Source organism: Salipaludibacillus sp. CF4.18, from assembly GCF_051262595.1.
GTDB classification, from domain to species: Bacteria; Bacillota; Bacilli; order Bacillales; family Salisediminibacteriaceae; genus Salipaludibacillus; species Salipaludibacillus neizhouensis.
On the sequence record NZ_JBIMEV010000030.1, the window covers coordinates 46,636 to 54,592 of the forward strand.

Annotated in this window: 5 protein-coding genes and 1 other annotated feature; all 5 genes read left to right on the forward strand. The window is 37.8% G+C overall.

Annotation, left to right across the window (positions count from 1 at the left end):
* Positions 1 to 178: 178 nt before the first annotated feature.
* The 5 genes from ACHABW_RS16605 (at position 179) to ACHABW_RS16625 (ending at position 7,919) form a co-directional block, all read left to right on the forward strand.
* Positions 179 to 2,734: a helicase-related protein gene (locus ACHABW_RS16605; RefSeq protein ID WP_435756833.1), complete on the forward strand. Its 2,556-nt coding sequence runs from the start codon at positions 179 to 181 to the stop codon at positions 2,732 to 2,734.
* Between the two features lie 131 nt (positions 2,735 to 2,865).
* Positions 2,866 to 3,122, forward strand: a binding site (T-box leader).
* 67 nt (positions 3,123 to 3,189) lie between these two features.
* Complete coding sequence (locus ACHABW_RS16610) at positions 3,190 to 4,869, forward strand: 2-isopropylmalate synthase (protein ID WP_435756835.1); 1,680 nt, start codon at positions 3,190 to 3,192, stop codon at positions 4,867 to 4,869.
* A gap of 37 nt (positions 4,870 to 4,906) precedes the next feature.
* A complete protein-coding gene (locus ACHABW_RS16615; protein WP_435756837.1) occupies positions 4,907 to 5,806 on the forward strand; it encodes a fumarylacetoacetate hydrolase family protein in 900 nt (299 codons plus the stop codon).
* A 488-nt stretch (positions 5,807 to 6,294) separates the two neighbouring features.
* Entirely contained in the window at positions 6,295 to 7,815 is a 1,521-nt protein-coding gene (locus ACHABW_RS16620) for a sodium-dependent transporter (RefSeq protein ID WP_435756839.1), read from the forward strand.
* Positions 7,815 to 7,919, forward strand: a complete 105-nt coding sequence (locus tag ACHABW_RS16625) for a methionine/alanine import family NSS transporter small subunit (protein WP_110935933.1) — start codon at positions 7,815 to 7,817, stop codon at positions 7,917 to 7,919. Before ACHABW_RS16620 ends, ACHABW_RS16625 begins: the two co-directional genes overlap by 1 nt.
* Positions 7,920 to 7,957: the final 38 nt, after the last annotated feature.

Sequence of the window (7,957 nt, forward strand, 5' to 3'; positions counted from 1 at the left end):
GTTTGGCATTTGAGTGTCACTAAACAACACTTTTAGCATCACTCAGATTCAAGGAAATACTCACTGTCGCTGACTGTTATCACGTTGTCATTATTCCCCGGGGGTAGTTCCATGCTTAAGTGCGTATTATACTAAGGGAAGAAGTTTTAGCTCTACCTTTTTTCTGGAAGGAGAAGCCATGGATTACATGTTAGATATTCACAGTCAAGCAGTGACACATACAAAAAACAAAATTTTAAAAGATATTGATGATTACCTGGGAAGTAAAGAAGAATTATCATCTTATGAGCAATACCTTATGGAAAGAAGACATTATGTCGATCAAATATGGATAAATGTTTGGCTAACGAAAATAACGAATGACATTTCTAAAAAGGAAAAGAAACAGTTTCTAAAGCAGAGGGAGTACGAAGTTGACGGCGTGGACCGAAAAGTAATTAATCGATTGTTTCGAACTGAAATGAGATCGCACCATCCGTTTGATGTATTAAGTTGGCTCAATGACACGTTTTACCAGCAAAAAAACGTGTGGGAAAAGCGATACAATGCTGCAAGGGAACATTTCCTGCAAGAAAAAGCTGAAAATAACCTAGAACAAGAGAAAACTTCCATGAAATTGGCTATAACTCGTGAAATAAAACGACTTATTAAAAAAGATGCTTTTCTTTTTTATCTTTATATTCGGCATTATATTTCTCTTCAACTAAAAAATGATTTGACTAATCATAAGTATAAAACCGCTGATACGTTTAAACTGGAAGAGAAATTAATTCCAGAGGGATATCTAAGTGATAGAGATTACATAAAGGTAAACGACTTTCTCTATGAACTCACCGGTTCTATACAAAAAACTAATTATTGGGAATATGAAACGTACCATGATAAATATGACAAAGCTGTTGGAGAAATCTTATCAGAACGTGTATCCGAAATCCTTCTAGATCAATTACCGGAAACCGTTAAAAAAGAGTACAGTAATGTTTACCACAGAGAGTTAACGCCTGTTATTTTATACGAACTTAGTAGGCAAAGAATGTATGCATTACAAGAAGAATTTCTTGAGAAAATAACAGAAGAATATTTTTCTGATCTCATTAGTCTAGCGGCGCTACCATTTGATGAAGCTACGCATCAAGAAAGATATCATGAGGATCTGATGGAGCAGGAACATAGAAAAGAACAAGAGTTATTGGCTATTAAACAAGAAGAAAAAGCAGAAGAACGGATGTTAGAGGATATTTTTGGACGTGAGTACAACCTTTCTTTAGGTAGAGATATTGATTACGTGCTTCATATTGGAGAAACGAACACCGGGAAAACTTATCGTGCACTAGAACGAATGAAACAATTGCCAAGTGGTATTTATCTTGCACCTCTTCGTCTGTTAGCATTGGAAGTATACGACAAGCTAAATGCAGAAGGAGTCCTCTGTGGTTTAAAAACCGGTGAGGAAGAAAAAGACGTGGATGATGCTACTCATATTTCCTGTACCGTTGAGATGTTTCATGAACGGGACCACTATGATATTGTGATCATCGACGAAGCCCAAATGGTTGCCGATAAAGACCGGGGTTTTTCATGGTACAAAGCCATAACGAAAGCCAATGCTAAGGAAGTCCATATTATCGGTAGTAAAAATTCGAAAGAAATGGTCTTACAGCTATTAGGGGATTCCACCGTCGACATCCGAGAATATAAGCGCGATGTCCCTCTAGAAGTGAACCAGAATATTTTTCGCCTCAAGCATGCAACAAAAGGAGATGCACTCGTTTGTTTTTCTCGAAAAAGAGTGTTGGAAACAGCCTCAGCATTAGAAAATTCGGGACATTCAGTGAGCATGATCTATGGCAGTATGCCACCGGAAACAAGAAAAAAACAAATGAAACGTTTTGTAAAAGGAGAGACAAGCGTTATTGTTTCTACAGATGCGATAGGAATGGGTCTAAATTTACCGATAAGACGGATTGTTTTCCTGGAAAATGAAAAATTTGATGGAACAAGAAGAAGACGTCTAACCTCTCAAGAAGTGAAACAAATAGCAGGTCGTGCAGGACGTAAAGGCATCTACAATGTAGGAAGAGTTGCATTTTCAAACGATATTAAAATAATGACACGACTGCTTGAGCAAGAAGATAAACTTGTACAGACGTTTACAGTAGCACCGACAAACGCCATATTCGAACGGTTTCAAAGCTACTCACGTGATTTTGGTTATTTTTTAGAGGTATGGGAAAAATTCGAATGTCCGTTCGGAACGAAAAAGGCATCGTTATCCGAGGAGAGAGAATTATATCGATTTATTCAAGATACAGAGATTGAAGCACGATTTTCGTTAATAGATCTTTATGGATTTTTGCACCTCCCTTTTTCCAAAAAAGAATCGGAGCTAACGAGACAGTGGAGGCTGACGATGGAGGCTATCGTTAGCAGTTCAGAACTACCAGAGCCACGAATTAAAAGTAATAACTTGGAGGAATTAGAACTTTCATATAAAGCGGTTGGGTTGCATCTCCTGTTTTTGTATCGATTAGGGAAGCGGACCGAAGCTTTATATTGGGAACGATTAAGGCTTGAACTGAGCGACGATGTTCATGAACAGTTAAAGACAGATGTCAAAAAAATCATCAAGAAGTGCAAACATTGTGGCAGAAACTTACCGGCAGATTTCAGATTTCACATTTGTGATGCCTGTCATTGGTCTCGAAAAGGAAGAAATATGCAGTACGGGTATTGACATGAATACCATCATTTCCAAATCGGGCCCTGACCTAGAAGAAAAAAGCTGAATGAACGAACCATAATACTTGTTTTATTAGGAAAATACCTTGTATTTCTAATGAAAATGTAGTATATTTATTTAAATATTCAAATACATTGAAGAGGAATAGTAGGATTTTTGGAGCGCACAGAGAGCTGTTGGTTGGTGTAAAACAGTGGCAATCAAAATTCGAACTCGCCTTGAAGTAGCTCACTGAACTGGAAAAAGTAGGTGGAGACGGTGCCTGACCGTTACATTAGGAGGATATAAGGGTTCAAACCCTGTATCTGTTCGAGTGCATACCTTTATTAGGTATGAAATCAGAGTGGTACCACGTGGGATATTAATGTCTTTCGTCTCTATAGTTATAGAGATGAAAGACTTTTTTGTTTTTTAAAAGATAATTCAACCAATGAAAGGGTGTTTAGCATATGAAAAAAATTGAGAAGTATTCCAGAAATTATTTTATGCCGCCAGTAAAAAGTATGAAGTGGAGTGAAAAAGAATATATCACGGAAGCTCCGGCATGGTGTAGTGTCGATCTCCGAGATGGTAATCAAGCTTTGGTGGTACCGATGAATCTAGAGGAAAAGTTAGAGTATTTTCAATTATTAGTAGACATTGGCTTTAAGGAAATAGAAGTTGGATTTCCGGCTGCATCAGATACAGAATATGCATTTTTACGAACACTCATTGAAAAAAACTTGATCCCGGATGATGTGACGATCCAAGTTCTTACACAAGCCAGGGAACATATTATTCGTAAAACGTTTGAATCACTGCAAGGTGTTTCAAAAGCGATCGTCCATCTGTATAACTCGACTTCCGTTGCGCAGCGGGAACAGGTTTTCAAAAAGTCGAAAGAAGAAATCATTAGCATTGCAATAACAGGAGCAAAGCTATTAAAAAAATATGCATTGGAAACAGAAGGTAACTTTACCTTTCAATATTCACCGGAAAGCTTCACTGGAACCGAGATTGAGTTTGCGTTGGAAATCTGTAATAACGTGCTTGATGAATGGCAGCCTACTGCAACTGAAAAGGTTATTATCAATTTACCGGCAACAGTGTCCATGTCTATGCCTCATGTCTACGCAAGTCAAATTGAGTACATGAGTGATCATCTGAAATACCGCGATAATGTGATTGTTTCCGTTCATCCTCATAATGACAGAGGAACGGGAGTGGCAGATGCAGAATTAGGAATGCTTGCCGGTGCAGACCGGGTCGAAGGTACTTTATTTGGAAATGGAGAAAGAACTGGTAACGTGGATGTTGTAACACTTGCACTTAATATGTTTTCACATGGTGTAGATCCTCAACTAAATCTTGAGAACATTCCAGAAATAATTGCTGTTTTTGAACGGATGACGAAAATGAAAGTAAGTGAAAGACACCCTTACGGCGGGGAACTCGTTTTCACCGCGTTCTCCGGCTCACATCAGGATGCGATATCAAAAGGTATAAAATGGCGAGAGGGTCACGAAGATAAATATTGGACGGTTCCTTACTTGTTAATCGACCCTAAAGATATTGGTAGAGAGTACGAGGGAGATATTATCCGTATTAATAGCCAATCAGGTAAAGGCGGCATCGCTTATGTACTTGGCCAAAAATATGGTTTGGATTTACCTACAGAAATGCGGGAAAGTTTTGGTTACAGCGTGAAAAATATCTCGGATCGTTTACACAAAGAACTTGTTCCTAAAGACATATACGACATTTTCGTGAAAGAATACGTAAACATAGAAACACCTTTTGCGTTTATTAATTACCAGTTCAAAAGTTATGATGACTACCATACTACTGTTAAAATTAAAGTTAATAATGACGTTCAAGAGTTTGAAGGGATTGGAAACGGTCGTCTGGATGCCATAAGTAATATCATTCAAAACAAATTAGATATAAAATATACAAATCTCGTTTACAAGGAACATGCGTTAGAAATAGGTTCTGGTTCACAGGCTGTTTCCTATGTAGGTATCACATCCAAAGATGGCAGTGTGTATTGGGGCTGCGGCATTGATATGGACATCATGGCTTCTTCTATCAAAGCACTGTTCAGTGCCGTCAACAAATTAGTCGGCGTGGAAGCTACTCCAGTGAAATAATTGATCTAATGATACAAGGATTGGGGATGGAATTAGAATGCGCCTATTAACATTTATGAAAGCAGGAAAGTATGCTTTAGGTATCAAATTAGATCATGGAATTATTGATATAGAGGCAGCTTTAGCTGTTGAACCGGATAATCGAGTACCAGTTAGTGTCACGCATATCCTTGAAGGGGGTGATCACGCTGTCGCTTCCCTTGAAAACTATCTAGAGAAACTGGATAACAAAAGCGATTCATCCTATATGTTGAATGAAGAGGAAATTGTATGGGGACCCAGCGTCACCCATCCGAATAAAATTATCTGTATCGGGCTGAACTATCGAAAGCATGCAGATGAAACAGGAGCTGCATATCCTGAGTATCCGATTCTTTTCAACAAGTTTAATAACGCACTAACCGGTCATCAATCTGATATAGCTGTTCCAAATGTTACGAAAAAGTTGGACTATGAAGTAGAGTTAGGAATCGTCATAGGAAAACAAGGGAAATATATCTCTAAAGACAACGCATTGGATCACGTCTTCGGTTACTGTACAGCAAACGATTTGTCAGCACGTGATTTACAACGCAGAACCCCTCAATGGTTACTCGGGAAATCTTGTGATGGTTTTTGTCCAATAGGTCCATTTCTTGTTACAAGCGACGAAGTGGCAGATCCAAACCATTTAAAATTACAAACAACGGTAAATGGAGAAATTAGACAAAACTCGACCACGGCAGATATGATTTTTGCCTGTGACGAGATTATCAGCTACATTTCTCAACATATGACGCTAGTCCCCGGAGACATTATACTCACAGGCACACCTGAGGGAGTAATGATGGGTTATCCCGAAGCGAAACAGAATTATCTAAAACCAGGGGATAAGGTAACAGTAGAAGTAGAAGGATTAGGGGCTTTATCAAACGAATTTATAAAAGAACAGTCATAGTATTTGAAATTTTTTAACTCTGTTTAATTCGATTGGGTTTGAACATTCTATGATTACAAATCTTTGAATTAAAGACGGATGATATTTTCTTGCTCATTAGAAAATGTTTTTTAAAGTGGCTATCCTTATGTACTACATGGATATGGATAGTCGCTTTTTCCTGTGATTTTGTTAATAGAGAAATTTGTTTCTATCAGAACAGAGGGTCTCGAATGCGCTAGATTAATACGTTCCTGTCTGAAGGTATTAATAATATTGGCATTTAATAGAACATTACAGTGTTATATTCCTAAAATTAAAAGGCATTTCTTTTATTCCAATCTTTTTGGATAAATACTTTGACAAACTAAGAATATCAAGCTAATATAGTGATAGAATAATCTGAATATTAGCGAACTTAGTACAAGTAATATTTGTCTGAAATAGTAATGAAACTTCGCTAAATTCTACGTATTCAAAAATATATCTCATGAAAGGTGGTCGTTTTTTTGGAGAATCGGGAACAATGGGGGACTAGAGCAGGTTTTATATTAGCTGCTGTCGGTTCTGCAGTAGGACTCGGGAATATTTGGCGTTTCCCGTATGTCGCTTTTGAAAATGGTGGAGGCGCATTTTTTATACCATACTTATTTGCACTGTTAACTGCTGGTATTCCTTTGCTGATTATGGAGTTTACATTGGGTCATAAATATCGTGGGTCTGCACCACTTTCATATGCACGTATGAATAAAAAGGCAGAATGGCTTGGATGGTGGCAAGTGGCGATAGCTTTTGTTATATCCACATACTACGCAGTCATAATCGCATGGGCTATTGCTTATACGTACTTTGCAATAGGACAGCAGTGGGGTGATGCTCCAAGTGATTTCTTATACGGAGAGTATTTACAGCTTTCTGAAGCACCAGGTCAAATAGGTAGTCTTGTACCATCGGTCTTTATTCCATTAATTTTAGTTTGGGTTATCACGTTAGGTGTTTTATTTAAAGGCGTTAAAAAAGGTATTGAAAAAGCAAATCGTATTTTCATTCCAGTACTATTAATCATGTTTTTAATTATTGTTGTCCGGGCGCTAACATTAGATGGTGCTGCTCTAGGTTTAGAGACATTCTTCAAACCTAATTGGAGCGAAATCATGTCACCGAGTGTTTGGGTAGCAGCATATGGACAAATATTCTTCAGTTTATCAATAGCTTTTGCAATTATGGTTACTTATGCAAGTTACTTGCCAAGAAAAGCTGATATTAATAATAATGCCTTTATAGCAGCTTTTAGTAACTCAAGTGTCGAGTTATTAGCTGGTTTTGGTGTATTTGCTACGTTAGGCTTCATGGCCACTACACAAGGTGTAGCGGTAGAAGAAATTGCCGCAGGAGGCATTGGTTTAGCATTTATGGTATTCCCAGAAATTTTAAATTCATTCCCTGGGCTAAATGGTTTGTTCGGTTTCTTATTCTTTGGTTCATTAGTCTTTGCAGGACTGTCCTCATTAATTTCGATCGTAGAAACATTTGTGGCCGGTGTTCAAGATAAATTTAAAGTTTCAAGAACAAAGGCAGTTGTCATTGGTGGTGGGTTATCCGCATTAATCTCGCTCTTATTTGCAACACAGGGTGGTTTGTACTTCTTGGACGCAGCGGATTATTTCATTAACACATTTGGTATTGCTTTAGCTGGACTTGTATCCGTTGTTACTGTATCTTGGTTTTTAAAAGAACTAAAGCCCCTTCAGGATCACGCGAATACTACTTCAGATTTTCGCACTGGTTTGTGGTGGAAAATATGTATAGGTATTATTACTCCACTCGTACTCGGGTATATGTTTGTATTAAATCTGATTGAAAACCTTAAAGCTAATTATGAAGGTTATCCAACATCATTTGTACTTTATTCTGGTTGGGGAGTTGCCCTGGCGGCACTTATCATCGGATTCATTTTTGCGGCGATGAAGTGGGATAAAAAAGATCTTGATGCTTCGACTTACTCAAAAGATGAAGGAGAAGATGTATAATGTCTGGAAGCGCAATTGTTATGATGATTGTAGGAATAATTATCATTTGGGGAGGACTTGCAGCTAGTATTTTAAATGCTGTTAAAGTTGCTAAACAAAAATAACGAAGTTAAGGCAGAGGCGAAAGCTTCTGCCTTTTTCT